This is a genomic window from Sulfuritalea sp. (assembly GCF_017302275.1).
Taxonomy (GTDB): Bacteria; Pseudomonadota; Gammaproteobacteria; order Burkholderiales; family Rhodocyclaceae; genus Sulfuritalea.
Map to the genome: position 1 here is coordinate 1 of NZ_JAFLDR010000055.1, position 24037 is coordinate 24037.

The window sequence follows — 24037 nt, forward strand, 5'->3', positions numbered from 1 at the left end:
ATCTACCTTGACACCAGCGCGGCGGTTCCCATGTTCGTCCCGGAACCGGCGAGCTCCGCAATCGATGTCTGGTTTGAGTCCTGCACCGACCCCTTGGTATCGTCCGACTGGATAGTGACGGAGTTTTCGAGCGCCTTGTCCATCAAGGTTCGAAAAGGGGAGATCAGTGCCAGGCAGGCGCAGGCGGCGTGGAAGGACTTTGACGCTTTCTGCAAGTCTGGGTTGCGTTTGTTGCCGGTGAGTCGGAAAGCGTTTGCAGAGGCCGCCGGGATGGCGCGGCATGCGGCAAGTGGCTTGCGCTCCGGTGATGCCTTGCACCTGGCGATGGCGTTGGAAGCAGGCGCCAGCGGGATTGCGACGGCAGACGAGACGCTGGCGAAGAACGCGAAAGCGAGCGGATTGGCGGTAGGCCAGATAATCTGACTGTTTCTCAACTCATGACCCGATCCGAACTGGTTGACCGGCTGCATTCCCGCATTCCAACGCTTACTCATGACGACGCCAAGTCCGTGGTCGACGTGATTCTTGAGGCCATTACAAGCAGTCTGGTGGCCAACAGTCGCGTTGAGATCCGCGGCTTCGGCAGTTTCAGCCTGAGCTACCGGCAACCACGGGTGGGGCGCAATCCGAAGTCGGGTGAAAAGGTTCAGGTTCCGGGAAAGCACGTTCCCTATTTCAAGGCGGGAAAAGAGATGCGGGAGGGCGTGAACGCAACCGGGGTATAGGGTTCGGGCATGCCAGCCAGAATTACTTCGAAATCGCGATGCGGAGCATTGAACATATTGCTCATATTCGCCGCATGGACGTAAAGCCGCTACCCCGCTACACGATCACCTGCGAGACCGTCGGCAAGACACATAAAGGTACCTACTGGGTAGCCGGAAGGATCCTCACTGTCTCCACCGGCCTCGGGGGCAAGTGCAAACAGGTTGGTACTACGGAGCCTGAAGCCCTGGCAGAACAACTCCTGCTCCAACTGGTCAAGGCAGGTAAGGCGTACCCGTTTGTTTGACCGGGTAGTTTGGATGCTCCGTGCAGCCGGTTGCTGATCACATTGCTGACGTACGTGGTCCAAGGCCTGTCGGGCAACAGCTCGGCCTTATGTTGAGCTCCACATGCTGATCTCCATTCTGCAAGCGCTCCTCCCAGTCCACCATTTGGAATGGATATGCGATAATTAGCAGTTTCAGTAGGTTACGGCTCAGTCTGCGTCGAGCAGACTGAGTTGGAAAATCTACCGTACGCGAAATAGGCCCTAGCGTTACTGGTTATAGGCGGGCTGGCTAGATCCAAGAGATTGTCGAGGTCGCAATGCAAACGCCAGATGAGTTGATGGCAAATGAGCCGAAACACGGCGAGCAAAGGATACCCGCTTTTGCGGTGATGCCTGGTATCGCCACCGTATTGGCAGTCGAAACTTGCGTCAACAAGATTCTCTCGGAGTGCTGTAGCGAGCCATCTAGCCTCACACTGGATTTTTCCGAAAGCACCTATATCGAGATTGCGAGTCTGCAGTACGTGACTGCGCTTGTTTGCCGGCGGAAGAAGGCAAATCTTGAGACTCGACTGAAGTTACCTGCAGGGTTAGATGGTTTTCCTGCTCGTTCGATGCTACGCCGATGGAACTACCCTGCTGCAATACGCCTTGCGGCGAAAATTAAGTTCGAGGACTTCGTCGTTGAAAGTGACCACCAGTACTTTCAAGGAAACGGCGGCGATTTGGAAGTCAACCCGTATGCAAGGACAGAGGAGACTTACGACCTCCCATCAGGGCCGGTGACATTCACGCGAGATGCTCACCGATTCTTTGAATTCGCAACTTGGGATATCGAAAAGTATCTTGAAGCAAAGCGACTCGTTATTGACGCGTATGAGGCTTGGGATATTGATGCGGTGCGCGCAGTATTGAACCGAAACTTGCAAGGGCCCAGACAGTCGTCCGCAAGAAATAGTGCAGCGGGAACGTCTGATGTTTATCTGGCAAGTCGCGTTTTCTATGAAGCAATAACCAACGCTGTTCGCCATCCGGGCGCTCGAGTAGTTCAGACGAGTTCACACCTTGACACGCAGAGCAAGGCCAAGCAGTTCTTCACCATAGTCTTCTGGGACGACGGAAAGAGCATGCTCCGGACGATAGCAAATGCAATTGATTCAAAGCGGAATATCAGACGCCCGTATCCAAAGCACTTCGACACGGATTTCGAATTGACGAAAGTTGACGAAGAGGGTAACAGGAGTCCGCCCGAGGTGGTTAAGTCATGCGATACGCCGGTGTCCTCACAAGATGAAGAGCGACTCTTGCTTGCCACCCTATATCCTGGAACTACCTGCAATATCGACGGCGTTGGGCATCACTCGCTTTTGGGAGAATCAGGTGAGACCGATGCTGGTCTAGGTGAGCCCGGGATGGGCCTGTTTGTTTTGATCAGCACAGCTATTGATATGTTTGGCGGAAGCGTGGCGTTTAGAACTGATCGCTTCTTCATGAATGTCAAAGCCAAGCGTGTCAAGGGTAGGCATACAGATGGTATGTCTGAGGCAACGAAATATTCCGTCAAGATCCAGCGCTTTCCCGCCGCCATTCCCTCATTTCTGGGAAATATGGTCACTGTTCGACTGCCGTTGGGTGCTCAGTAGTGCCAACCATATCTGTACTTCCGTTACGCCTCTACCGTGTCACTGCTGAGGTGTTGACATTGGGCGAGAAGGAGTTCTACGGCCGCGTGGCGGCGCTCTTGTTTCCTGCCTCGGAAGGGCAGGAAGGGCAACCAGTCATCCAGTTTCCCACGGTTACTACGCCGCTCGATCATCAGCGCTGTTCGCGCAGTGATCAAGTCAGCGAAGCGTTAAGTCTCGGCTTCGTTAGAACGAATTCAAAGGTCGATTGCCTCATTGTCGACCTAACCAATCCACCGTATCGACTCCTGCCAGATCACCACATTCTTGGCGGCCTGCTCGATTTTCTCGGTAAGGAAGTGTATTGCCAGGCTGAAGGAACGATCCCGGTCGTGTTGCTTATGCCCGTCATATTGGTTGAGACTGATATCGCGATGCGGGCCCTTAGGCCATATTTGGATGATGGGCGGATAGGTCTAATTGCTGACGATGGGGCCGTTGCTGGTTCATGGAGGGCTCTCCAATCAGTTAGTCAAGGCGAGTATTCAGGGGCGCTCAAGAGGATTCGCCAAGACACGAAGTCGCGGCTTGGTCAGAAGATGATTCGGCAGCCAGGGCATTTCAAGAGGATGAGGCCTGACGGAACTCACGACCACTGCCTACCATTCTTCTTCGATGGGCGGTTCTGTCAAAAGGAGCTGATTGAACTGATTGGGCAATATGTCGTAGGTGCAAAGGTTGAGGACGGATTGCCTACCATCCTCTATCACTGCCCTGAGTCCCGCTGGCTCTATGATGCGGTAATGGCCGTAAGCCATACGGCTCGCGTTGAAACCATTGACGTTGATGTACTTGACAAGACGCCGAATGTACCGCTTTTGGTGCCGAGGAACTGCGTGTTGGTCGTTCCGTTGATCGATACCCTGCGAACAGTCAAGAGACTGTTGGACGCTATCCTGAGCCGCAATCCCACTGCTCGGATCAGCATTCTGTCAGTAATCACAACTGACCAGGCAGCTAGCGACTTGGGCGCAGTGCATATTGATGTTCGGGGCACTCGATACGAGATTTCTTACTTACTTCGGGCCAATCGTTCGCCAATGACTTCGGGGAACTGCCCTGCATGTCGAATGAACCTTGATGCAACTATGCCTGATAGTGATGGCCGGTACCTCAAGCTAACTTCCTACAATCTTTGGACGATGTTTCTGGAAGCAGGGACTAAGCCGGAGGCTGACGTTCCCGATACCAGACCTTCGATCGGTCAGGTGCCCGATCTACTCTCGGTCCTCAAGAACAACAGTCCTTACTTAGCGCTCAAGATAAATACAATGCTCCGAGCTATTGGTCAGCTTCCCGCTGACCCGATCATTTTGCATCCTGGTGAAGATGGCGCACGAGCACTTGCGGCATCATTGTCGAGCTTGTACTCGTATACGACCATCGAAGTTCCGCAAGAATTGCTTCGCTCTCAGTTGCCTGAACAAAACGGGGAAATGATGAAGTGGCGAGCATCGGTCGTTGCTGACCAAGAACGCAATAATGCTCGTTGGGTCACGGAATTGGCCTCGTTGGAGCGGCGAGGTGGGATCCGAATAGTTTTGATGGATGAATTCAATAGGTCCGGGGGAACGCGTTCGAGACTGGAGCGAATTGCCCGCGCATTTGCTCTCGAGGTGTGGTGCTATTTCTGCTTTGTCGACTTCCAGTCGGCATCGGATCGGAGGACCGCCTACCCTCACCTGTCTCTATATGATCTCGACCCTGACCTAGCTCAGTAGCATGTTTGCTATCATTCCACCAGGAGTCGAGATGCAGGAGCCGCTAGAGGACGCGTGTGGCGTATTGGCATGCACGTTTGAGCGGTTGAATGGTTTGGGGTGGAAACCCGAGCAGCGAGAGGCTCTGAGACGGTATCTTTGCGCTGATTTGGCCTCGAAGTCGACAACACTGCACGTCGATATTCAACACAGTCTTTGGGACAAGACACATCATCCAAGGCTACCAGACGTTGTACGCAACCGCATTGCAATTCGGTCGGACGCTCCCACGAAAGGCAGACCCCAAGTCAATGACGATCCGGTACCGCCACCTCACACCCATCGAGTGCACGCAGATGTTTGCGTTGTTACCGTCATCCCCGAGGAATATGAGGCCGTCTTACGCGCTTTTGGAATAGATCCGCAGGACCCTCCGAGCCAGACTATTCGCGGCCGCGACTTCTACGCCAAAAAGGTAACAAGGCAACACCAAAGCGATCTGAGTGTCTACGTAACCATGATCGGTCAGCCGAGAAACGGACCGTGCATTAACGCATGTAGAGACATTTTTGAGAACTTCAACCTTGGCGCTTGTATCTTGGTCGGAATTGCCGGTGGCAGGCGGGAGAAGGTGCGCCTCGGGGACGTCGTGGCGTCACTCCAGGTACATGATATTGAAGGGGGTAAATCCAAACTTCGGTATCTCGGCCTAAGTGAGTACGTAGTCCAACGACCGCAGGACTATAGACCCCCGGACGAAATCAAACAGTACATCCTAAATCTTGTGCCAGGCGAACAGTGGCAAGATAGCTACCGCAGTGTTCTCCAAACATACAGGACGTCCGCTCCAGACAAAGCAATCAACGACACCGCTTGGACGACCAAGCCTAGTCTTCATCGGGCTGATATTGTTGTAGGCGAGAAAGTACTCGCAAATGGCAGACTACCAAGAATTGCGCGTGACAACGACGAAGTATATGCAGTGGAAATGGAAGGTAGCGGGTTTGCCTCAGCCTGTGAGCACTGCCGCGTTCCATGGATGATAATTCGCGGGATAACCGACTATGCCGATAAGCACAAGAACGACGGCTGGCACGTGCCTGCGTCGGTAGCGGCCGCGACGTTGACACGAATCTTCCTGCAACGCGCGTATAGAAACGAAGATATGACATACTGATTGCATCACCTTCGATGAATTCTTGATTGCAGTGCTTCGACAGCGAGGTGGACGACTTGTATTGAGTCTAGTTGCTGTTGAACAAGACCGCTGACGCGGTGGTTGGGCGCCGCGATACGCAGCGTCAGCAGTGTTAACAGCCATGTGACTTCGCAAGAACATCGCCTTCGACGAGGCAGATCATCTGCCTACGTAAATCGCAGTAATCTGCTCGCGCTCATGCCCCAGTTCCCGACTGATCGTGAGTCGTGCCTCCCGGTCAATCTGCTTTTGCGCGGCCATCAATTCCTTGGAGCGCGGACCGCCGGCGGCTGGCGCAGCCCACCCGGTGATTTCTTGGTACCGAGTCTGCGCGTACTGGTGGCGGTGGCCGTGCACCCGGTGGCTGCCGGCCTTGGCGCACTGGTACTCGAAGCGTCGGAGCTGCTCCACGTAGCGCTTATCAGCCGGAATGAGGCTGCCCCTGCCGGCGAAGCGCTTCGCCTCGTCGAGCACCCGGCGCTGATTTTCATTGCGGATCGGGATTTCCCGCTCGCGGCCGCCCTTGGTCCAGGTGTCCTTCAGAACAAGCGTGTCGCCACGATCCGCCCACTCAGGCCGGATCTTGATCGATTCCCCGCGCCGTAATCCGAATGCCGCCTGTAGCTGCAGTGACATCCGCGTGTACGGGTCGGTGATCTTCGCCAGGTCGCCGGCCGTAAGCTCGCGCGCCTTGCTGACGTTGGTGACGTACTGTCGGTGACCGATGCCATAGTGGTCGTTGTCCTTCGCGACGACGTTTTGCTTGCCGATCTTCTCGGCCCACCAGCGAAGCTCCGCCATCCGATTCTTGATCGTGCCGACAGCCAGACCGTCAGCTTTCCATCGCTCGACCAATCCATCGACGTGCTTCGGTTTCAGGCCGGCGACAACCATATGCCGAAAGCCCAGTTCCTGGAGTTGGTCGGCGATCTGGTCGAGCACGCGCTCGCGGTCGTGCTGGGTCGCATAGCTGCCGTCGCGGTTCCGATTACAGAGCTGTTTCAATTCGTAGTTCAGGTCCCGCATACATTCCTCGCCAGGTTCAATCCCTTTTCTCCATTTGCTGCCCCTTTGTTCCTGCCCTTTGCTCTGCTGCTGGTGTGTGAAGCCTGTCCGGTAAGTGTTTCTGTCCGTCCCGAACGCCTAAGCGTGTCGGGAGTTTCGAGGGACCCGGGACACCACTCCCGTTTCATGCCGTTTGCTTTGCTGCTTGCCACCGCGGCACGCGGCATTGGCGTCGATGGCGCTTCCTGTTGGAAGCCGATCCATCGAGATAAGCCCTTGACCCAGGACTCGGAGGTGCGCCTTTGCGGCGCGGCTTTGGACTGAGCCCGCTGGGAGCGGGAAGGTAGAAGGACCGTATTGCGCGGTCCAGCATGACGATGGGTCAGGGAGCCCATCACTTGGGGTCGTCACTTGCGCCAGCCACCGATCAGTCCTTGTCGGCTGGGGCATGGTGCGCGTCGTCACTACCGGCTGTCGCCGCGGTAGTGACGACGCGATTGGCGCAGGGGTGCTGCCGCTTGGCGCGGCTGTCATTGCCGCAGCAGTCGTGTTGGCTGCCGCTGTGGCTTGCGTGTCACAGGACGTGAACCGACGCGGTACTCGACTTGATGTAGCGAGGCATGCCGCTGGGGCAGGGGAATCGGGCTGTCGCTCGCATTGGCGGGAGACGCCTGTGGACCGTGCCGCTGTGAACTGCGGCAGACGGGTGCTTGCTGAGAGAACGTTTGCTGCGACTGACGTATATCTCCTGGCCTTGTGGCCAGCGGCTTTCAGGAGATGAGGCCGGCTTCGACGCTCGACGATGCGAGCAAGGGCGATGGGATAACGGCCATCAACCGGGCTGACTCAGCCAGCGTAAGGCGTTGTTCATTGTCCGTCTGGTGTGGCATCGCAAACGCATAACGGCATGCAATGCCCGAGCGCTCTGGCTATGACCAACGGCTCATCGCACAAGTTCCGTGTTGATAGAACCTGGTCTGTCAGCATTGCTAACGACGTTGCGGATGAATGGTTGCCCCAGGTGGCTTACCCACCGCCGCGCGTTCCGTGCGTGATAGGCGCCTCCACGCGCGACCGTGGATAAGGCCTTCTCTGGCCGCGTCAGGGATTCGGTGTGCGTGCCGCAAGATCCATCACCGGCTCAAGCGCGGAGCGGATTCTGGTGACCACATCGGCAAGTGGAATCATCGCGAGGTCATTCTTTCTCACGAACGCTGCCCACAGGGCTTGTCTCGACGGATCGGCTACAAATTCATCGGAAAGCCCCATCGGCAAGTCCGTGGGTACCGCCATGCCGCGCCGCGTGAATGTTGCCGAGATAGCTTGCGCCAGGGTGTTCATGTTCAGCGATTCGCGATCCAGCATTACCCAGAGGTCGAGGTAGTCCTTGACCCGGCTGTTGGTCATGCCGAGCAGGGCGATGGCGTGCAGCTTTTCCGAGATGACGGTATAGACCGGGTAGGTCCGCAAGCGTGGTGCGGGAAAGTCGTCAAGTAGGACGGGGTACTCGGACTGAACCGGGCCTGGAGTGACCGCGTCACCGAAGCCGATGTCGATTTGGGTTTTGCAGCGCGCCTTGGCGAGTTCGCCGGTAATCACGACCCGGGCGCCTGCGTAACCTGCCTCCTTGCGGATGTCTTCGGCAATGACGCTTTCGGGATCGAAGGTGATGCCGTCATTGACCGTGATGGAGGCGATATCACGGAATGTCTGGCTGATCGATTGCAGGTCGCTCGGCCCGAAGCCGAGCAGGTCGGCGTCCCGTGTCGGCCGGTGCGGCATGTCATACCAGAGGGTGAAAAGCAGGGCGCCTTTGAGAAGAAAGCGGTCCGCGTGCGGAGATTGGCTCAAGCGGTACAGGAATCGCTCCAGGGCATAGCGGACCAGAACCTGGTTGAAGTTCGACCCTTCGGACTTGGCGATGTTCAGCAGGCGTGCTCGTACCGATGCGGCGAGGTTTTTGGTCATTCGGTGGCTTCGAGGTAAGGGCGCATGACATTGGCGACGCGACAGATCTTGGCGTAACGCCAGAGGTCGTCGGCGGAGGCTTTCTTTTGCGAGCGGGCATCCTTCAGCGCCTCCAGCGCCACGTCGAGCCCGATCTTGTTTCGATGCTTGAAGCAATCCGCCACCGTCTTGGCGGCGCTGTAGACCCGGATATCGACCTGGTCGATGCGGTGCGTTTCGATGCCTTGCGTGAACGCGTCGCCGCTGTACTGGATGAACTTGACTGGGGGGTAATCCATCTTTGGGGCATGGCTTCCCTGGGGCAGGGCGATCCAGACCTGCCGGGGAAGCTGTGTGGTCAGCCCGTGGAACTGCAGGGCGGTGAGGAGGCAGAAAACGGCTTGCGGCGCCCGTGCCGCCACGATGGCCAGGCTTTCGTTTTCCGAGAGGGATGCATCGGCCGGCCGGTAGACACCGCGGGCGGCTCTGGCGAGTTTGCCGCTGGCGGTGAGGCGGGTGAGGTAAACCCGGGGAATGCCTAGCTCAGCAAGATCGCTGGGGCGCAGCAGGCCCTTCTGCTGGGCGAGCAGCAGGAGCCGATCAGTGTGGTGTGGCTGGATAGACATGGTGCGACATTATGTTCCTTATAAGCGTTATTAGTAAAGTAATAACGAAATATTGGAACGCCTATCCTCTGCACCACGGTCAGTCGCGAAGTCTGTTGCTGATACTGGACAGCAATCGAGGACGCCGACAGCGCGCTTCTCGGTGCAATCGACAAATTCGAGATTTGACCGAGAATCGGATCGCGTCGAACAGGGCGTCATCCACAGTGGCGGACTGACGGCGCCTCTCACGCAAGGATCGGGCGACGCGGTGGGTAACACCGACCCGCAGCGCGGTCAGGCCTCGAAAATCGAGCAGGACACGTCTCGGGTTAGCAGCGTCAGGGGGTGCTGCGGCTCCAAGACGTATTCGGGCCATTCGTCGGCAACATTCTTGACCGTGCCCTTGTAGCTAGCCCATTCGCCAGGACGGGCGCTGGATCGTGCCTTGTCGATCATGTTTTCGAAGACTTCGATCACCCGTTGTTCGCCGAGGATTGCGGGGATCGTCACGCGGATGCTGTCCGCGCGATCATCGAGGCAGATATGTGCGACGTGCTGGTGCAGCCGGCGCGTGTTCTCCAGCCAATTCTGGTAATCAAAGTGCCGGCGCCGGCTTCCGCGAAGGTAGATGGTGGCATCGTAAAAGATGCCCTCCTTGCCAGCCACGGGTTCCGTCCATTTCGCCCAAGGCCGGACGGTTGCGGCAACTGATACGCCGAACCAGGCGTCATGCGGGATGGAGCCCACCTGTGCCCACTCGCGTGGTGCGACTTCGACGAAGGGAAGCAGGTCGAGTGGTAGGAAATGCGCGAAGACCGAGTCGCCAACCTGCGGCAGGACGTGGCGCTGGTCGTTATATGACGTGATGAACTTCCAGAATCCCTTGTCCAGGTCACGCAGCAGGTGCACGACACGGTCCAGATCTCGCTCGTTTCCCTGACGGAAATGTGCGACGCGGTGTCGGACCTGGGAAACTTCCGCCATGCGGCCTTCCCAAACCTTCTGCGGCGGCAGGACTGGATCGAAGAGAAGGCGGTTTTCCGAAATGATGCGGAGGACCTCGGAAAGCTGGACGTAGCTGAGCGGGTCTTCCTCCGGAGTTGGCATGTGAACGAGGGCTTTGTCTTCCTTCTGCGGGAATTCCGCCTTATCGACCTTGACCTTGCTCGTCCAGCCATCGCCGAGCTTTGCCCGCAATTCCAGGTACACCATTCGCCGGAGCCAGGATTCCAGCTGCCAGAGGCGAGCGTAGGTTTGCAGAATCCGCTGAGGGAGCTCGCGAACGTCGTGCGCCCTCCGCCGAGGCAGAGACGGTGGCAGGAGCAGAGGGTTCTCGTCCATTGCAATCAGACCCCTTGGGACGCGTTGATGGCACGCATGTTCTCGACGATTGCCGCTCTGTTGGCGGTACGCTTCGGATTGGGGTCGGGAACGGCGACGACGGCTTCGATCTTCGCAATGTAGTCGGCGGGCAGCCGGTGATACCGGGCACCGAGTACGACCATGTCCTTGTACCAGGTGTAAGGGACAAGCGTGGGGTCGATGTGCGTCGAGGCGGCAACGTACACGAGTGCGTGGTGTGTGACGCCGTTCAGGGAGAACGAAACCTGTTGCTCGTTGTAGCCCTTGTCTAGCCCTTCCAGATCGTCAAGGATCGGCTTTTCGGCCATGTCGATCTCATAGGCGACGCCGTACATCAAGTCTTCGGTGCCGCCCGGTTCATAAAACAGGCACTTGCCGGAACCGTCGTCGCTTTTCTTGTGAAAGGCGAGTCGCTTGCCTGGCACCGGTACTACTCCAATCGGTGTGGCCGAGTGCACGCGCTGCGTCAACCTGTATGGATGCAGGTTCGAGCCATACGCAAGAGAAATGAACCGTGCGAGGGCCATAGTTTCCCATTCGTTGAGATCAAGAAAGTTACACAAATATCGGACAAAGGCTGTTACCGAGGTCTTACCAAGGTTGACCTGGACACACTTAGCTTGCAACGATTTCGTTGCCAGCAACCGCTATGGTGCGCACTGAACCCATTGACGAGTGGCGCCCGTGTGCGCTTGCGTATAAGAAATACCTACTCTATATCATCCTTGCGAACCGAGGACCGAATTGCAGTATTCCACCGCGTCGCTCAGAGGTGTGGACAACATGGTCTTCAGATCGTAGTAGGCATCTTTGGCGTCGCCGTCCTTTGTGAGCAACTCGTCGAAGAATGACGCGATGACGATGTAGTCCTGGTCGAGAGAATGATTCAGCGCTTTGGCCGAATCCAGGTTCTGCCAGCCGCTTTGCGCGGCCCACCAAAGCGCGTGCCGCGTGTAGGCATAGAGGTAGCGGAGCACCAGTGGCTGCGTATCCAGAAATGCCGTCGCGGCCTCGTCGGACATTCCGCTTTCCCTCGCGATCTGCTCACTGAACAGGCGTGCGTTGACCTGTATCAGAGTCAAGCGGAATCGATCATCGACGGGGTCACGTCGGAGGATGCTCAATACCGGCTTCTTGAGGCCCTTCAGCCAGGGCTCCACGAGCCCGGCGAGGCGCGCCTTGGCATGGGATTCAAGCAGATCGTTGGCCTTCAGGTCGGAGAATACGCCAGCGAAATCGGCTTGCATCTTCGCCACGGACGGCCCAACGCGGCTCTCGGCGAATTCCTCGATGAGCAAGCGCAGAAATTGCGTGAACTCATCCGGCAAGAGTTTTGGCCAGACCGACTGGTGGGTTTGAAGTTCGGTCTGAAGGCCTTCGCCCACCGACATGGACATGAATGTCCGTGCCACCGCAGGGTAGAAATTGAAGAGCGAGGGGCGCATGGTGCCTTCCCAGTTTCCGTTCTCGCTCATTTCCACCATCGCGACATCGGGAATGACAAAGCGGCTCTGCGGTTCGGCCGCTATAAGATTCGCCAGCTTGGAGCAGCGCATCCACCCTTGGTCGACCACGTAAGTTTTCGGTTGACTCATGAGGGTCGCTACGCGGCGTTATCGAAGTCAATGTCGAGAAACAGAAGTCGCAATCGCTATAGCGGGTTTGGCCATTCTGGCGTGCCGGCGTATCGCCTTTGGGCTCTCGAACTTCGCCCTGCGCCTCGCCGCGGATCGCGGCCATGCGGTTTCGATCCCGCCTGCGGCAGCCGGGCTGCTGCGCGCTGAAGCGCTGAAGTGTATGGCGGAGCGGTCTTGCTGTTCCCTTCACGGATACATGTCACTTCGGCCGAATCACGGTGCGCCCCTGTCAAAGCCCTTTTCTCAGAGCCCGCGGCGCCGCAAATGTTTCGTCCCGAGGGGTATTCCCGACTGAGTAAGTCCCGGCAGAGATAGTCTCGACCGAGTCCGTTGACCGTAGTCATGACAGGCGTATCATCATAAAATTGATTCAATTGTGAGTGTGTTGTGAGCATCGAGCCAAAATCTCTCCGTGAATACCTGACCGACTGGTTTGCGAATCTGGCCATCACGATTCGCGCCGCTTTGTCGGCGCCGTTGGTGCCAGATGGTGAGAGCGCGGAAACGAACCGCGGCATTGATCCGGACTTTGTCGGGTGGGTACATAACGACCCGATGGTCACAGGGAATCCTGCCAGCCGATACTACGACGACGCACCTGGATACCTTACTCGCAATGGTCGTGGCAGCTTGGAGATTGGTAGCTCAATCGATTGAAATTCGGCTGTTCCTGCTGCCCTCCGGTCGAAGTCCTGTTAGTCGACCAGACGATCAGCATCTCATGGTTTTGGAGATCGCTCAGGCTTATCAGGAGATACTGCTGCATCCCCTGATCCAGCCTTCGGGCCGGTAGCCGGGATGCCGTCTTTGTTCAGATCCCACTCGCCGATGCTCGGCCTTTCCGGAGGCGTACCCAGCCTGGCGCGGTTATCGGCCTGCGCGCCAACGGTGTCCCAAACTGCTTTGTTCCCGCTGTGATTCGGGCTTACCTTGTCGACTTGCACTGCCGCGTTGTAGTTCTCGCTCAGGGCGCCTTGTTCCTGGGAGACTTCCCTTCTCCGCGTATCGATGGTCGTGGCAGCCCCGCTTTCCTTCACGCGAACTCGTGCCGCGAGATCATTGCCTACGCCTTGACCGGGTTCCACGCGTTGCCGGGACTGGTCGTTTCGAACGACGCCGTCGTTTGTCGCCGCCTGACCCCGTACAGTATCGACGTTCCCGGACGCATCGCTTGGGTTGAAATCATCGCGCAGCGTCAATGAGCCCCAGCCGAGGAGTTGAGGCAGCGGGTTACTCGGCGCCAAGGGACTATCGCCGGGGACGAACTGACTGCCTACTTCACCACCTTTTGCGTAGCCGAAGGCGATCTCTGTGACGGCGCGCTGCAGCTTGATCGGATCGTCCTCGCGAAGCAATCCACGTTCGGAAAGTCGTCGCGCGGCATAGTTGGTGAAATCAGTCTGGGCACCGCTGCTCCACTCGCTCATGAACTGCGCAGCTCGGGTGAGTTCCTTTGACCGACCATAGGCGTTCTCACTGGCGGATTGATGATCAACTGCCTCGCGATACGATGAGTCGAAGCCCGAGGTGCCGGTGGTTCGGCTGCCGCGCGCCCACTGGTAGGCATCCGACGATCGGAACTCCTTGACCAGCGCGGTGGCTTCCGACAATTGTGAAGTCTCGACAACCTTGCGCGCATAGTCGTAGGCGCTCTGGAGTTTTTGCTGGTCGACGTGCTGACCCTCTGCCCGGATCTGTGAACCAATCTGGGTGAGAGGGATCATTGCTCCTGCGGAGGCTGATGCGGCAACGCTCTTGCCGACAATCGAGTCTTCCCCCAATCCCAGCCGCCGGTTCACCTCGCGGGCGACCGAGTTGAGTTTCTGGAGCTGCGTCGAGGTGGATCCGCCATCGGACGTAGTGCTTGCGCCCGACCGTTGCTGTGAGCTGTCGAAATTGTCCTGGATGCCGAGTGCATTGGTGAGGGCGGCGGACTGGCTGCGCTGCATCGAATCGCGTTCGGTTCTGGCAAGGGTTTCCGATTCGCGGGCGTTTTCTGAAAGGGTGGTTGCTTGTCGCTCGCCGAATGTGAAGGTGGTGGCCAAGCGGCTCAGGGTGGCCTGGTAGCGGAAGACGCCCGCATCCGGTCCGCTGCCCTGAATGGTGCTGCCGTGGGCATTGCTCGTGGTGGACATGAACGCGGAGGTCCGGTTCGGTGCGAGTTGCTGCTGGTCGATGGAGACCGAGTCTTGGGTGACGTTACCCTTGCTCGTCGCGCTGGACTCTCCCGACACGGCCGACTGCATCGGCCCGACGCCGGTGACCGCCTGGAAGGCGACTTCGCCGCCCTTGATAATGGCCGTGGCGATGATCGGGATCGAGATCACCATGTAGCCCGCCACAGCCTGATCGGAGATGGCGCCGTGGTAGATGCTCGATGCGGTTTCGAGGGCCAGGCCCTGGGTCGATGCGCCCATGCGCGCTGCGGCTTCGAGGTTCTTGGCACTGGCCAGGGTCGCCACGTAGTTTAGGATCGCATAGAGCGGCGGCCAGAGCTGGATCCAGACGAGACTCAGGACAAAGCTCTTGAGCGCCAGCCCGAGGCCTCGGCCCTGGGCCAGCAGAAACAGCAGGAACACGAACGGGAATACCGCATAGATGATCGCCTCGATCACGTTGCGCACCAGCGGCAGGGCCTGCTCGGCGACCTTCCCCATGGTCAGGAACGAGGAGTTGATCGACGCCGTGGCGTTCGCCCGGGAGGTCGCGATCATGATGGACGCGGGGTCGTTGATCTTCTGACCGACGATGCTGCTCGTATCCTGCATCAGGTTGATCATGATGTTCTGGCGCAGGAGGTCGGCCGCACCCTGGGCGGCGGTCGCGATCTTCGTCTTGGTGTAGGCCTGTTCGATCTGGCTGTCGATCACGCCTTGTGCGGCGGTGGGGTCCAGCGAGGGATTCAACTGGAAGGCGAGCATCGCCCGGGCACGCGCGACCTCGGCCGGCAGGCGACTGGCGACGTAGTTGTAGACGTTGGGGCACGTATCGACCTGCACCGGGTTGCCATATGTAGAAAATCTTCCTGGGTTAGGCGTTCCCATCAGAGCCCAGATGTCGGTGCTCTGGGAGAAGGCCGCCGGGTCGATGGTGCCGTCCTGCAGGTCGTAGAGGGTGCAGTTATAGACGTAGGCGATCAGGTCGGTACGAAGCTGCGGGTCGGCGACGTTGGCCCGGCGGGAAGCCTGGATCAGCCGGTTGCCGAACAGCACCCCGTTCTTCTGGTAGGCCAGCTCGCTGGGAAGCTGTGCATTCGGCGCCGGGATCACCTGGAACGCGGTCTCGAAGAACCGCGTCATCACGTCGCCCACCTTGCTCGTGTAGTGGCCGAAGAAGGCCACACCGATCGGGACATTGCCAACCACCACCGGCGACTGACTGCCCAGCTTGTCCACGATCACCACATCGGCCCTGGGCAGGAACAGACCGTAGTAGAGCAGCATGAAGCCGATCAGCCAGCTCCAGCCGTGAAACCGACCTGGCGTGAACAATCCGGCGAAGGCCGCGACCAGCACCCCGGTCACCGCGACGGTCTTGACCAGCCCGAAGTAGTCGTCGCCACCCATGATGGCGGCGATGGCGTTGAACACCCCGGTCAGGGTGTCGACGTTGCCGTAGGCGTAGATTTCAAACATGGATGGTTGAGCCGGGCGGTACGGCCAGCACTGTGGCCGGCACTGTGACTCGCACCGTGGTCAGTCGGCTAGGAACCGCGTGCGCCCGAATTGGCGCTGAAGTCGAGCATCGCTTTCACCGTCGATGGCATCGAACTCCAGAGTTGCCGTTCCAGGGTTTGCAGGTCCTGTGTCATGGACGAGACCGAGCGCACCTTGGCGTAGGCGGTCTGTTTCTCGGCGAGAAGCTGGCGGTGGGCTTCCTGGGCGTTCTGGCGCAAGGTCTCCACGTACTGCTGCTCGACCCCGGTACGCTTCAGGGTCTGTGACAGCGCGCTCAATGCCTGGCGGATCGCGCGGCTGAGGAAGGTCTCGGCGTAGTCGAGGGCGATCACGTCCTTGTAGGTCTCGATCAGGGTCTCGGCGGTGTTGGAGCCGGGGACCGCGTTGGCGACGGCCAGCATCTTGTAGACCGGTTCCGTAGTGTTGTTGATGAAGCCGATGTCGGCAGGCGTTTGCGGCGTGCGCGTGGCGATGTTGTCGGATAGGCGGCGCAGCCGCTCCGACACCAGGCGCGTGAAGGGTTTGGCGGAAACGGTGGTGCGCACGGGGTTGAGGCACTCGACCGCTTCGTCGCAGACGTAGACCTCGATATCGACGTTGCCTTCCGTGGCGGAGGCGCCGCTGCCAAGCAGCAGATCACGCAGGCCGACGATGCTCGGCTCGATGTAGCGCGGCATCGCGCCGCTGCCGTCGTCCGCCGGCGGGTAGAGGATGACGCTGCCGATCACGCTCATGATCAGTTCCTTCTCCTGCTGGCTGATGGTGCCGCCCACCTGGTTCAGCGCCAGCCAGATCACGTTGCCCTTGACGAAGGTGGCATTGCGGATATTCGGATCGCCGGAATTGGCGGCGTTCTTGACCACCGCCGGAGCGTTGGTGGCACACGTGAGCCGGGCATCGACCCGGTCGGTGACGCTGCCCAGGTACTGGGAGATGTTGGCGCAGCCGCTTTGCACCGAATTGTCGTATTCGCCGACGAGGCCGTTGACCAGCGATTGCGCCGCCTCGCAGGAGTTGATGTTCATGGCGTTGATCTTGTTCATCTGGTCCTGCAGTTCGGTCAGCAGCTTGTCGATATCGGGCGAGATCGACTGGAGAGCGAGCTTGAAGGCGTAGCCGATGGCGTTGGAGCCGATGTTCTGCAGGAGGGCGACGAACTGCGCCTTGTTGATGAAGGAGAAGGCTCCGCCGAAGAGATCGATACCGCCGCAACCGGCCCGCAGGCTCGGCAACTGGGCGTTGACGAGCGGGTAGTTGCGTCCCGGTGCGCGCACCATGAGGCCGCCGCCCGTGTAGAGGTTCATCGCCTGGCCACGGAAGGCGCCGGGAGACGTGACATTGCCCAGTGCTCCCAGATCGTTGAACATCGCCTGCATCTCGGCATTGAGATTGGCGGACTGGCTGGCGGTGGGCGCCGTCGCCAGCGTGATGGCGAGCAGGCAGGCTGTGAGGCGTTTGGATCGAGTGGTCATCGAAGGTCCTTTCAATCGCTAGAGCGGGTCCTGGCGCGGATCCTGCGCAAGGGCGGCGATGCGCTCGACCAGCTCTGTCATCGCCATCAGGCCGAAACCGACGGGGCGGATCTGCCGCGTCGACGGCGCCGTGAGGTAGAGCGCCGGCACGATCGTGCTGTTCAAGCGCGCGGCGATACCGTTGTCCGCTTGAGGATTCGGATAGTCGGGCAGGCCGCGGCCGTCGAGGCTCACGGCGAAGACTGTCATGCCGAACTCCTGCTCGAAGCGCTTCAGTATCGGTGCGAGGCGATGGCAGTACGGGCAGTCGCTTCTGAATATGAACAGCAGTCCCTGCGTTGCGGCGAGATTCCGCACTGTCTGGGCCTGCCGCTCCCGCTGCTGCTCGTCGAAGGCGGCGACGGCCATCGAGTTCGTCGGTCGGCCGGTCAGGCCGTAGTCGAGGTCGGGTACCGTCCAGACCAGACGCTGCCAGTTCTGCGCGAACAGCTCCGACTTGTTCATGACGAATCGCTGATAGCGCATGTAGGCCAGGAGATTCGCATCGCTCGGGTTCATGACGGCGACGCGCTTCAGGTCGTCGAGGCGCTTTTGCATCGCCTCGAAGCCGACCAGCTCCGGCGGGCGGATCGGCGAGGCAGGCGATTCCTTCGGCGGAGGCAGGATCTGGGGCGGGTCGCGGTACCAGAACCATCCCTCGCGCTTGCGCAGCCAGTAGGTCGCGTTCGATTCCACATCGGTCTGAGCGCCGATGATGCTGATGGAGGGTGTGCTCTCGTCGGCGGCCAGGGCGGCGACCGGCAGCGTGACGAGCGACAGCGCAGCGAGGGCAAAAAGCATCCGCATCACGCTCTACCGCTTCTCCGGAAAACGCCCATCACGGCAGTAGCTCACCTGGTAGGCGAGTTCCTTGTCACCGCGCTGCGCCTTCTCCAGTACGTCCTTCTGCCGCGTCGTCACTTCGAGTCGGCTGCAGCCTGGCTGGGGTAGGGCGTACAGCGTGCGCACGTCGATCTCGATCGGGGCGCTCGACTCGAACTTCTGTCGGACATAGGTGGCGGCCTCACCCACCAGCACGCCGTGGGCGGAACCCTGATCGATGGCACGGATCAGGAGCGGCTTGATGTCGGATACCTGGAGGCGGGCGGTCGGATTCGCCGATGCACGCTGGCCGAGAGCCAGAGCCGCGAGGGTGCCGACGACAAAGAGCTTCAAATAGTTCATGGGCCGAAGTAACCGTTGATTTTTTGTTGAGCGCGGGAGCGCAGGGTGCCCACGTCGGGCAAGGTCGGCGCGATCTCGGCGTAGAACTCCGCGAGGTTCATCCGGGAGAAGTCGAGCGCCTGCAATTGCGCGACGGTGAAGCCGCTGCAGTCTGGGCTCTCGGCGCCGCCCCAGTCGCGGCCCAACTGGGTGCGTCCCTGCTCGTTGAGGATGCGGGCCAGACGCGAGTTGAAGCAGCAGTAGGATTCGGTGGTCTCGATGCAGAGACGAATGATCGGCAGACGTGACGAGCAGTAGCTGCCCACGCCATGACAGAGCCGGTTGTCGCGCTTCATGGCGAGGATCTGTTCGGCCTGCTCGCAGGAGAGGATGCCCGAGAGCTGGATCGCCAGTATGGCGATGGTCCAGGGGCCGGGTACCAGGGTCTCAATGAAGGATGCCACCGAGACATCGCCGGCCATGAGGCCAGCCAGCGCCGAGGAGCCGCCCCCGACTCCGAACAGCGCCTCGAAGCCGGCGATGGCCAGGTCCGGTGCATCGGAGGCGAACAGCGCGTCGAAGGTGTAGCTCGATCCCACGGCGCCCATCACCTGTCCGCCGGCGCCAAGGATCAGGTTCAGGTTGCTGAAGAGCGAGCCGTCCGAGCCAGCCCCCTTGCAGCAGCTGACCAGGCCGAAGAGCTTCTTGCGGCAACGGTTGTCGTAACCCTTGAACACCACCAGGGTCGTGGGGTCCACGTACTTGCCGGCTTCCCGCTGGACTTCGAGTGCGGTGACCACCTTGGCGAAGTCGGCGTCCGGTGTGTGGCCCGTATCGAAGCAGTGACCGTCGAGGCAGAACTGCTGACCGCCACAGTTGGTGATGGTCGAGCTCGATCCGCTAGCCACCCGGCATTGCCAAGTCTGCTCATGGAGCATGCAGGCGCCCAGCGGGTTGGTGTCGATGCAGCGCGATCCGATCTGACTGCAACCGCGGTCGCGCAGGGGCTGGCAGTCATCGCTCATGGCCTGCGAGACGCAACTGAATTGCGACCGGTAGCGCCAACAGTCCCGGTGCACCGGGTAGCCTCCGACGTTGCGGGTCTCCGCGCCTTCGACGCAGGATTCGGCGGTTTTCTGGCAGTCGGCGGCGCGCACCGACGACACCATGCCGAAGAGGAGGGCGAGGAAGAACGCGCAGAGGCGGCGCCGCTTCATTGCGCGCGCGCCTCCAGCGCCGCGCACTGGTTGTCCCAGGTATCGGTGAAGCTCACCGTGGTGGGCATGGCGAAGGTGCTCACGCCGTAGTAGCTGGTGCCCTGGCAGGGGTTGTAGAACCAGGCGCCGATAGAGCAGTTGGCGCCGGAGCACGACTGGCTGTAGTAGGTCTGGTAGCAGTAGTAGCCATCGATCCGCGACGGTCCTGGACTCTGGCCGATCTGGGTGTTCAGCGTGCCGGGCACGTATTGCGAGCCGAGCTCCATGTAGACGCCGCCGCTCCCCTTGTCGATGGTGAAGGCGTGCATCAGGTAGTTGTTCGCGCCACAGCTGAAGTCGAAGGCGAGGTAGTCGATACAGGCCGGACAGGGGTCCGCGGTCACTCGTGTCAGGAACTGCCCCGGCGAGCAGCCGGGCGTCTGGATCGGCGTGACGATCAGGACCTTGTCGCATGTCGTGTTCTCCATGGTCCGGTACTGGTGGCAGAGCAGCGTCTCGAAGATGTCCGGGCGTGTCACCGTCTGTACGGTGCAGCCGCTGTAGGTGCCGGCGAGATTTCCGGCGATGGCCTGCGGGTCGGCAGTGATGGTTTTGGCGCGGGTCAGCAGCGGGTCATTGGGACCGATGCTGTAGGTCGGTCGCCGCGACGGATTGGTCTGCGAGAAATCCACTGCATTGCAGCCCTGCTGGGCAAAGTTGGCTGTTTGCCCGGTGGCGCCCGCGCAGGCGCTGACATGGGCCGAGGAGAGTGTGGACAGGCCGGGGCTGCCGAAGTAGGAGGCCTCGGGCGGCGCAGTAGTGTAATTCGGCACCGTCGCTTGCGCGGTAGTCCCGCTGATCTGGCCGCGCGCGGCGGCGTTGCCGCTGCGGCCGAGCGTGGCGCCCTGGTTGAAGGCGTCGGACAATGCGTCGGCGTGAGCGGGCCAAGTGTGCATGGCGAGCGCGGCGATGAGGAAGAGGATAAGTCGTCGGAACATCACGATCCCCTCAACCTCTTGAGGAGGGGCTCGGCACGCGGTGCCGCTTGCGGCTGGCGGCGCTGGATGGTTTCCAGCGCGTAGTCCAGGCTGACATCGCCGGCCACACTGACGAAGCTGGCAGGCGTGGCGCATCCGGCGTTGCAGCCGCGCTGTGCGTCATTGGCAGCATCATTGAGCGTGAGCACGAAAGTCGGCGCCTGGCGTACGGCGAAGCGCGTGAAGGCTTCGGGATCGATAACCCAGGCGACGCGGCGCTTGCCGATCAGTTCTTGCACCACAGCGACGGTCTGTCGCATCGACTGTGACTTGAGGCCGCGCAGCACCAGGACCGCGCCTGCCCGGGCCGCCTGATCGGTGAGCAGTTGCAGGCTTGCCCGTGGCATATCCAGCGTGATGAAGATTCTGAGCGGTGTCGGTGCCGCGCCGGAAGAGCCCCCGGCGTTCGGCAGAGGGGTCTTGCCCCTTGCCAGCGCTTCTATATCGATCGCGCCGCGCTGCGGATCCACACGCGGCGGCCGGGGAATCGGCTGCGAGCCGATCCTGTCCGCATCGGGGAAGGGGTTCGCCTTCAGTGCGCGGTCGATATCCTGCGCGGTAGGCCATTGCGGCGTTTGTGCCAGCGCAAAGCAGGACAAAAGGCATGGCAGGAGACAGGCCAACGCCCGAAGGGCGATGCGATCAATACGCGCCAGCACAGCAGTTCCTTTTGCGGAAAATCTGGTACGAGAAATCCTCGCCCGTCACCGGGAATGACTTGCCGGCGCCCCAGATCATCGTCGTGCGGCCGTAGGGCTGGCAGCACTGACCGGCATCCTTCTGGGTGTTGGGGACCGGGTAGACCATTTGCAACTTGTAGTGGGTCTTGTCCATGATCGGCTGCATGTAGTAGCCGCACAGGCCCGCCGCCCCGGCGCCGTCGTAGGTGGCAAGCTGCCGGTGCATCTTGGCGGTCATGCGCTGGGTGAGCAGAGCGGAGGCCTGCACGCCGCCGATATGGGCGGCGACGTGGCCCGACATCGGGTAGATCGAGCCCTGACAGCCGGCGCACCAGAATAAGCTCGCGATGCCGAGTCCGGCGGTGGACGCGACGCAGTCGGCAGCGCAGGCGGCTTTCGCCGGCGCGTTGGCGAAGAGCACGGCTTCCGGGTTGAGGATGGCGGTCAGCTCGTCGTCGGCCCACAGCGGATCGACTTCGGTGAGGTAGACCAGATCGAGCGCACCCTGCTCCAGACACGGGAAATCCAGCAGCACTTCGAGCCAGTAGAGGATCGGATTGGTGTACCAATGCACGTGGTAGAAGCTGTTGCGGGTCTGGCTGTCGTGGCCCACCTGGGCGCCGCGCGGGACCTCGATGCCCGGATCGATGGCGATGCCGCCGAGAGCGACCATGCAGAACGGTGTGCGGGTCACATCGACCAGGCGCACCGGTTCCCAGAAGCCGATCGTCACGCCGACACGCGGTGGATTATTGCAATAGCAGATCGGCGTGGACGGATTGTCGATGTCATTTTGCCCGTCTGACAATAGGGATGCCGAGCCGATCGTGAGCGGAAAAACACAGCTCCAGCAGATGTCGGTGATGGGGTTCATGAACCGGCCCTGGCAGGTCGGTCCGGCCGTAGCCGATCCTTGCAGGGCAAGGCCGGCAACCAGCAGAAGAACCGCGACGAGACGCTTACAGGGCCTCATCCTGGAATCTCCTCGATCTTCAGCCTCTTGCCGTCCTGGGTGACGAGCGCCGGCACGTGGCGGATGCCGAGCTTCTCGGTCAGCGTTCCCTGCTGATCGAAGAACACCGGCCGCTTCCAGCGGCGCATCAGATCCAGGTAGGAACCGCCGGTCAGAATCACCTTCAGCTTGCCGCCGTGCTCATCAAGAATTCCGCTGGCGCGTTTGACCTGCGCGGTGTCGCGCGCATCGATGAAGAGCAGCGCCTGCGAGAGCGACACTGTATCGAGCGGGTTGACCGTCGTGCCGGGTGGGACCAGCAGCTTGCCATCGGCATCGAGAATGGCGTAGGGGACGACGATGCTCGGGTCGTAGTAGAAGCTGCGCGCCTTGGTGGTCTTCGTCAGCTTGACGATGGCAGCGGGCTGCTCGATCTGGTGCTTCGCTCGGGCTTGCGCGTCTCGTTGAAGTCGGGCGAGCACGCCGCTGGCTTCCGCGTCGCGCAGCCTGGCGAGGATCACTTCCAGGAGGCTGGGCTCGGCGATCGGATACACCGGACCGATGACCCCGAGGTCATGCGCACGAACAGCGAGCGACAGCAGCATCGCGATGGCGACGAGTGCCATGCGACCAGGGTGGCGGCGGGGCTGACACAAATGCTCAGAACAGCGCATAGGCCCGTCCGATGATCTGTGCGTCCGAGATCCAGTCGGTCAGCCGGTAGCGCGAATCGAGACTGTCCGGGTGCGGCGCCCGCACGTAGTAGCGGCCGGCGGGCAGTATCCCGGTGGGGCCAGGTTCGAGCGGCAGGCCCATGCGGCTCGTGGTCTTCGCCTGCCCGACCGGCATCCCGTTCACGAAGAACTCCCGATCCGCGCGCGTGACGGCGTCGCCCGCCATGCCAGCGATGATCTTGACGAAGGTGACGCCCGCCGGGTAGGGCCCGCCGCCAGGCCAGCGGAAGGCCACATAGTGCCCACGCAGCGGCAGCTCACCCTTGTGGATCAGGAAGAATCTCTGCGGCAGGCTGGGCGAGACATTCAGGCCGACGGCATAGTGCGCCTGGAACAGAGCGGCAGCCACGATCAGCAGCAGGTAGACGATGCCCCAGCGGCGCAGATGGTGGCTCAAGCGGCGCCGGAAGGATTCGCGATCGAAGCGCTCGAACAGGATAGGTTTGTAGAACAGGGTACGCATCGTGCGACCTACAGCCCAAGGCGCCGACGCACTTCCGGCGTCAGATCGGGAAGCAGCGGGGCCGGACCGACGACGGCGCCGCGGGCGAGGATCAGGCAGTGGCACTCTTCCGGCAGCGACTGGATCAGGTTCGTCATTTCCAGGCCGAAGGCGCTCGCACGCTGGAGTGCCAGGGCGCGATCTTCGTGGGTGGCGTCGAGCTTCACCAGTACTTTGGCCACCTGGGTTTCCTTCAGGCGATACAGCTCACCGACATCGAGGACGGCGAGGCGGGGTGCGGCGGCGGGGCCAAACCACAGGGCATAGGCGAGGACGATGAGGGCGCTCAGCAGTGCGTTGGCGACAATCAGGAGGGCGGAGGTCTTGAGGTTCACGACACCGCCTCCGGTCGGGTATCCATGGATCGGGAACCGTGCGGTCGGCGGTTTGGCAGCACTCGCGGCCGGTCGCATCCCCGCAAGCGGGGCCCCTGTTTCCTGCTCATGCTGCC

Annotated in this window: 24 protein-coding genes; 7 read left to right on the forward strand and 17 right to left on the reverse strand. The window is 60.5% G+C overall.

Translation table 11 applies throughout. The annotated features are described in order from the left end of the window. The 6 genes from J0M27_RS19535 to J0M27_RS21435 all read left to right on the forward strand — a co-directional run. A partial coding sequence (locus tag J0M27_RS19535; RefSeq protein WP_294995802.1) for a type II toxin-antitoxin system VapC family toxin occupies positions 1–423 on the forward strand: 423 nt, incomplete at its 5' end. Positions 424–437: 14 nt separating this feature from the next. Beyond that, a complete protein-coding gene (locus J0M27_RS19540; protein WP_294995805.1) occupies positions 438–725 on the forward strand; it encodes an integration host factor subunit beta in 288 nt (95 codons plus the stop codon). Positions 726–763: 38 nt separating this feature from the next. After that, the gene (locus J0M27_RS19545; protein WP_294995808.1) at positions 764–1012 is read left to right on the forward strand and encodes a hypothetical protein; all 249 of its coding nucleotides are present in this window, start codon (positions 764–766) and stop codon (positions 1010–1012) included. Positions 1013–1311: 299 nt separating this feature from the next. After that, a complete protein-coding gene (locus tag J0M27_RS19550; RefSeq protein ID WP_294995811.1) occupies positions 1312–2637 on the forward strand; it encodes a hypothetical protein in 1326 nt (441 codons plus the stop codon). Positions 2638–2696: 59 nt separating this feature from the next. Further along, positions 2697–4397: a hypothetical protein gene (locus J0M27_RS19555; protein ID WP_294995812.1), complete on the forward strand. Its 1701-nt coding sequence runs from the start codon at positions 2697–2699 to the stop codon at positions 4395–4397. Between the two features lie 31 nt (positions 4398–4428). Continuing rightward, entirely contained in the window at positions 4429–5553 is a 1125-nt protein-coding gene (locus tag J0M27_RS21435) for a hypothetical protein (RefSeq protein ID WP_365963197.1), read from the forward strand. 180 nt (positions 5554–5733) lie between these two features. Here J0M27_RS21435 and J0M27_RS19560 read toward each other — a convergent pair whose 3' ends face one another. The 6 genes from J0M27_RS19560 to J0M27_RS19585 all read right to left on the reverse strand — a co-directional run bounded on the left by J0M27_RS19560 (position 5734) and on the right by J0M27_RS19585 (position 12091). Further along, positions 5734–6600 (reverse strand): phage integrase N-terminal domain-containing protein, encoded by an 867-nt coding sequence (locus tag J0M27_RS19560; protein WP_294995815.1) that lies wholly within the window; start codon positions 6598–6600, stop codon positions 5734–5736. Positions 6601–7680: 1080 nt separating this feature from the next. After that, complete coding sequence (locus tag J0M27_RS19565; protein ID WP_294995818.1) at positions 7681–8547, reverse strand: nucleotidyl transferase AbiEii/AbiGii toxin family protein; 867 nt, start codon at positions 8545–8547, stop codon at positions 7681–7683. Continuing rightward, positions 8544–9152, reverse strand: a complete 609-nt coding sequence (locus J0M27_RS19570) for a type IV toxin-antitoxin system AbiEi family antitoxin domain-containing protein (protein WP_294995820.1) — start codon at positions 9150–9152, stop codon at positions 8544–8546. The genes J0M27_RS19565 and J0M27_RS19570 overlap by 4 nt, the downstream gene beginning before the upstream one ends. 276 nt (positions 9153–9428) lie before the next feature. Then, positions 9429–10346, reverse strand: coding sequence for a hypothetical protein (locus J0M27_RS19575; protein ID WP_294995823.1), 918 nt, complete (start codon positions 10344–10346; stop codon positions 9429–9431). A gap of 134 nt (positions 10347–10480) precedes the next feature. After that, entirely contained in the window at positions 10481–11023 is a 543-nt protein-coding gene (locus J0M27_RS19580) for a gamma-glutamylcyclotransferase family protein (protein WP_294995826.1), read from the reverse strand. 192 nt (positions 11024–11215) lie between these two features. Then, complete coding sequence (locus tag J0M27_RS19585; RefSeq protein WP_294995829.1) at positions 11216–12091, reverse strand: hypothetical protein; 876 nt, start codon at positions 12089–12091, stop codon at positions 11216–11218. Positions 12092–12520: 429 nt separating this feature from the next. Here J0M27_RS19585 and J0M27_RS19590 point away from each other — a divergent pair, with 429 nt between their 5' ends. After that, a complete protein-coding gene (locus J0M27_RS19590; protein ID WP_294995832.1) occupies positions 12521–12790 on the forward strand; it encodes a hypothetical protein in 270 nt (89 codons plus the stop codon). Between the two features lie 62 nt (positions 12791–12852). On the opposite strand, the gene J0M27_RS19595 is transcribed toward J0M27_RS19590, so the two are convergent. The 11 genes from J0M27_RS19595 to J0M27_RS19645 form a co-directional block, all read right to left on the reverse strand. Beyond that, on the reverse strand, positions 12853–15768 hold the full coding sequence (locus tag J0M27_RS19595; RefSeq protein WP_294995835.1) for a conjugal transfer protein TraG N-terminal domain-containing protein: 2916 nt from the start codon (positions 15766–15768) through the stop codon (positions 12853–12855). A 68-nt stretch (positions 15769–15836) separates the two neighbouring features. Beyond that, positions 15837–17282 carry a conjugal transfer protein TraH gene (locus tag J0M27_RS19600; protein WP_294995838.1) on the reverse strand — a complete coding sequence of 482 codons (1446 nt, stop codon included), beginning with the start codon at positions 17280–17282 and terminating at the stop codon, positions 15837–15839. 18 nt (positions 17283–17300) lie between these two features. Beyond that, the gene (gene traF / locus J0M27_RS19605; RefSeq protein WP_294995864.1) at positions 17301–18128 is read right to left on the reverse strand and encodes a conjugal transfer protein TraF; all 828 of its coding nucleotides are present in this window, start codon (positions 18126–18128) and stop codon (positions 17301–17303) included. Between the two features lie 6 nt (positions 18129–18134). Continuing rightward, positions 18135–18506, reverse strand: a complete 372-nt coding sequence (locus J0M27_RS19610; RefSeq protein WP_294995841.1) for a hypothetical protein — start codon at positions 18504–18506, stop codon at positions 18135–18137. After that, the gene (locus J0M27_RS19615) at positions 18503–19702 is read right to left on the reverse strand and encodes a conjugal transfer protein TraN (protein WP_294995844.1); all 1200 of its coding nucleotides are present in this window, start codon (positions 19700–19702) and stop codon (positions 18503–18505) included. The genes J0M27_RS19610 and J0M27_RS19615 overlap by 4 nt, the downstream gene beginning before the upstream one ends. Next, positions 19699–20679 (reverse strand): hypothetical protein, encoded by a 981-nt coding sequence (locus J0M27_RS19620; protein ID WP_294995846.1) that lies wholly within the window; start codon positions 20677–20679, stop codon positions 19699–19701. Before J0M27_RS19620 ends, J0M27_RS19615 begins: the two co-directional genes overlap by 4 nt. Next, entirely contained in the window at positions 20679–21377 is a 699-nt protein-coding gene (gene trbC / locus J0M27_RS19625) for a type-F conjugative transfer system pilin assembly protein TrbC (protein ID WP_294995849.1), read from the reverse strand. Before trbC ends, J0M27_RS19620 begins: the two co-directional genes overlap by 1 nt. Beyond that, a complete protein-coding gene (gene traU, locus J0M27_RS19630; protein ID WP_294995852.1) occupies positions 21361–22371 on the reverse strand; it encodes a conjugal transfer pilus assembly protein TraU in 1011 nt (336 codons plus the stop codon). Before traU ends, trbC begins: the two co-directional genes overlap by 17 nt. Continuing rightward, a complete protein-coding gene (gene traW, locus J0M27_RS19635) occupies positions 22368–22976 on the reverse strand; it encodes a type-F conjugative transfer system protein TraW (protein ID WP_294995855.1) in 609 nt (202 codons plus the stop codon). The genes traU and traW overlap by 4 nt, the downstream gene beginning before the upstream one ends. Positions 22977–23010: 34 nt before the next feature. Beyond that, positions 23011–23547 carry a S26 family signal peptidase gene (locus J0M27_RS19640; RefSeq protein ID WP_294995858.1) on the reverse strand — a complete coding sequence of 179 codons (537 nt, stop codon included), beginning with the start codon at positions 23545–23547 and terminating at the stop codon, positions 23011–23013. 8 nt (positions 23548–23555) lie between these two features. Continuing rightward, on the reverse strand, positions 23556–23921 hold the full coding sequence (locus tag J0M27_RS19645) for a hypothetical protein (RefSeq protein WP_294995861.1): 366 nt from the start codon (positions 23919–23921) through the stop codon (positions 23556–23558). Positions 23922–24037 lie beyond the last annotated feature (116 nt).

Bases quoted from the DNA above. Each gene is read 5' to 3' on its own strand.
- J0M27_RS19540 (WP_294995805.1), top strand. From the start codon at position 438: ATGACCCGATCCGAACTGGTTGACCGGCTGCATTCCCGCATTCCAACG.
- J0M27_RS19545 (WP_294995808.1), top strand. From the start codon at position 764: ATGCGGAGCATTGAACATATTGCTCATATTCGCCGCATGGACGTAAAG.
- J0M27_RS19550 (WP_294995811.1), top strand. From the start codon at position 1,312: ATGCAAACGCCAGATGAGTTGATGGCAAATGAGCCGAAACACGGCGAG.
- J0M27_RS21435 (WP_365963197.1), top strand. From the start codon at position 4,429: ATGCAGGAGCCGCTAGAGGACGCGTGTGGCGTATTGGCATGCACGTTT.
- J0M27_RS19560 (WP_294995815.1), bottom strand. From the start codon at position 6,600: ATGCGGGACCTGAACTACGAATTGAAACAGCTCTGTAATCGGAACCGC.
- J0M27_RS19565 (WP_294995818.1), bottom strand. From the start codon at position 8,547: ATGACCAAAAACCTCGCCGCATCGGTACGAGCACGCCTGCTGAACATC.
- J0M27_RS19570 (WP_294995820.1), bottom strand. From the start codon at position 9,152: ATGTCTATCCAGCCACACCACACTGATCGGCTCCTGCTGCTCGCCCAG.
- J0M27_RS19575 (WP_294995823.1), bottom strand. From the start codon at position 10,346: ATGGTGTACCTGGAATTGCGGGCAAAGCTCGGCGATGGCTGGACGAGC.
- J0M27_RS19580 (WP_294995826.1), bottom strand. From the start codon at position 11,023: ATGGCCCTCGCACGGTTCATTTCTCTTGCGTATGGCTCGAACCTGCAT.
- J0M27_RS19585 (WP_294995829.1), bottom strand. From the start codon at position 12,091: ATGAGTCAACCGAAAACTTACGTGGTCGACCAAGGGTGGATGCGCTGC.
- J0M27_RS19595 (WP_294995835.1), bottom strand. From the start codon at position 15,768: ATGTTTGAAATCTACGCCTACGGCAACGTCGACACCCTGACCGGGGTG.
- J0M27_RS19600 (WP_294995838.1), bottom strand. From the start codon at position 17,282: ATGACCACTCGATCCAAACGCCTCACAGCCTGCCTGCTCGCCATCACG.
- traF (WP_294995864.1), bottom strand. From the start codon at position 18,128: ATGCGGATGCTTTTTGCCCTCGCTGCGCTGTCGCTCGTCACGCTGCCG.
- J0M27_RS19610 (WP_294995841.1), bottom strand. From the start codon at position 18,506: ATGAACTATTTGAAGCTCTTTGTCGTCGGCACCCTCGCGGCTCTGGCT.
- J0M27_RS19615 (WP_294995844.1), bottom strand. From the start codon at position 19,702: ATGAAGCGGCGCCGCCTCTGCGCGTTCTTCCTCGCCCTCCTCTTCGGC.
- J0M27_RS19620 (WP_294995846.1), bottom strand. From the start codon at position 20,679: ATGTTCCGACGACTTATCCTCTTCCTCATCGCCGCGCTCGCCATGCAC.
- traU (WP_294995852.1), bottom strand. From the start codon at position 22,371: ATGAGGCCCTGTAAGCGTCTCGTCGCGGTTCTTCTGCTGGTTGCCGGC.
- traW (WP_294995855.1), bottom strand. From the start codon at position 22,976: ATGGCACTCGTCGCCATCGCGATGCTGCTGTCGCTCGCTGTTCGTGCG.
- J0M27_RS19640 (WP_294995858.1), bottom strand. From the start codon at position 23,547: ATGCGTACCCTGTTCTACAAACCTATCCTGTTCGAGCGCTTCGATCGC.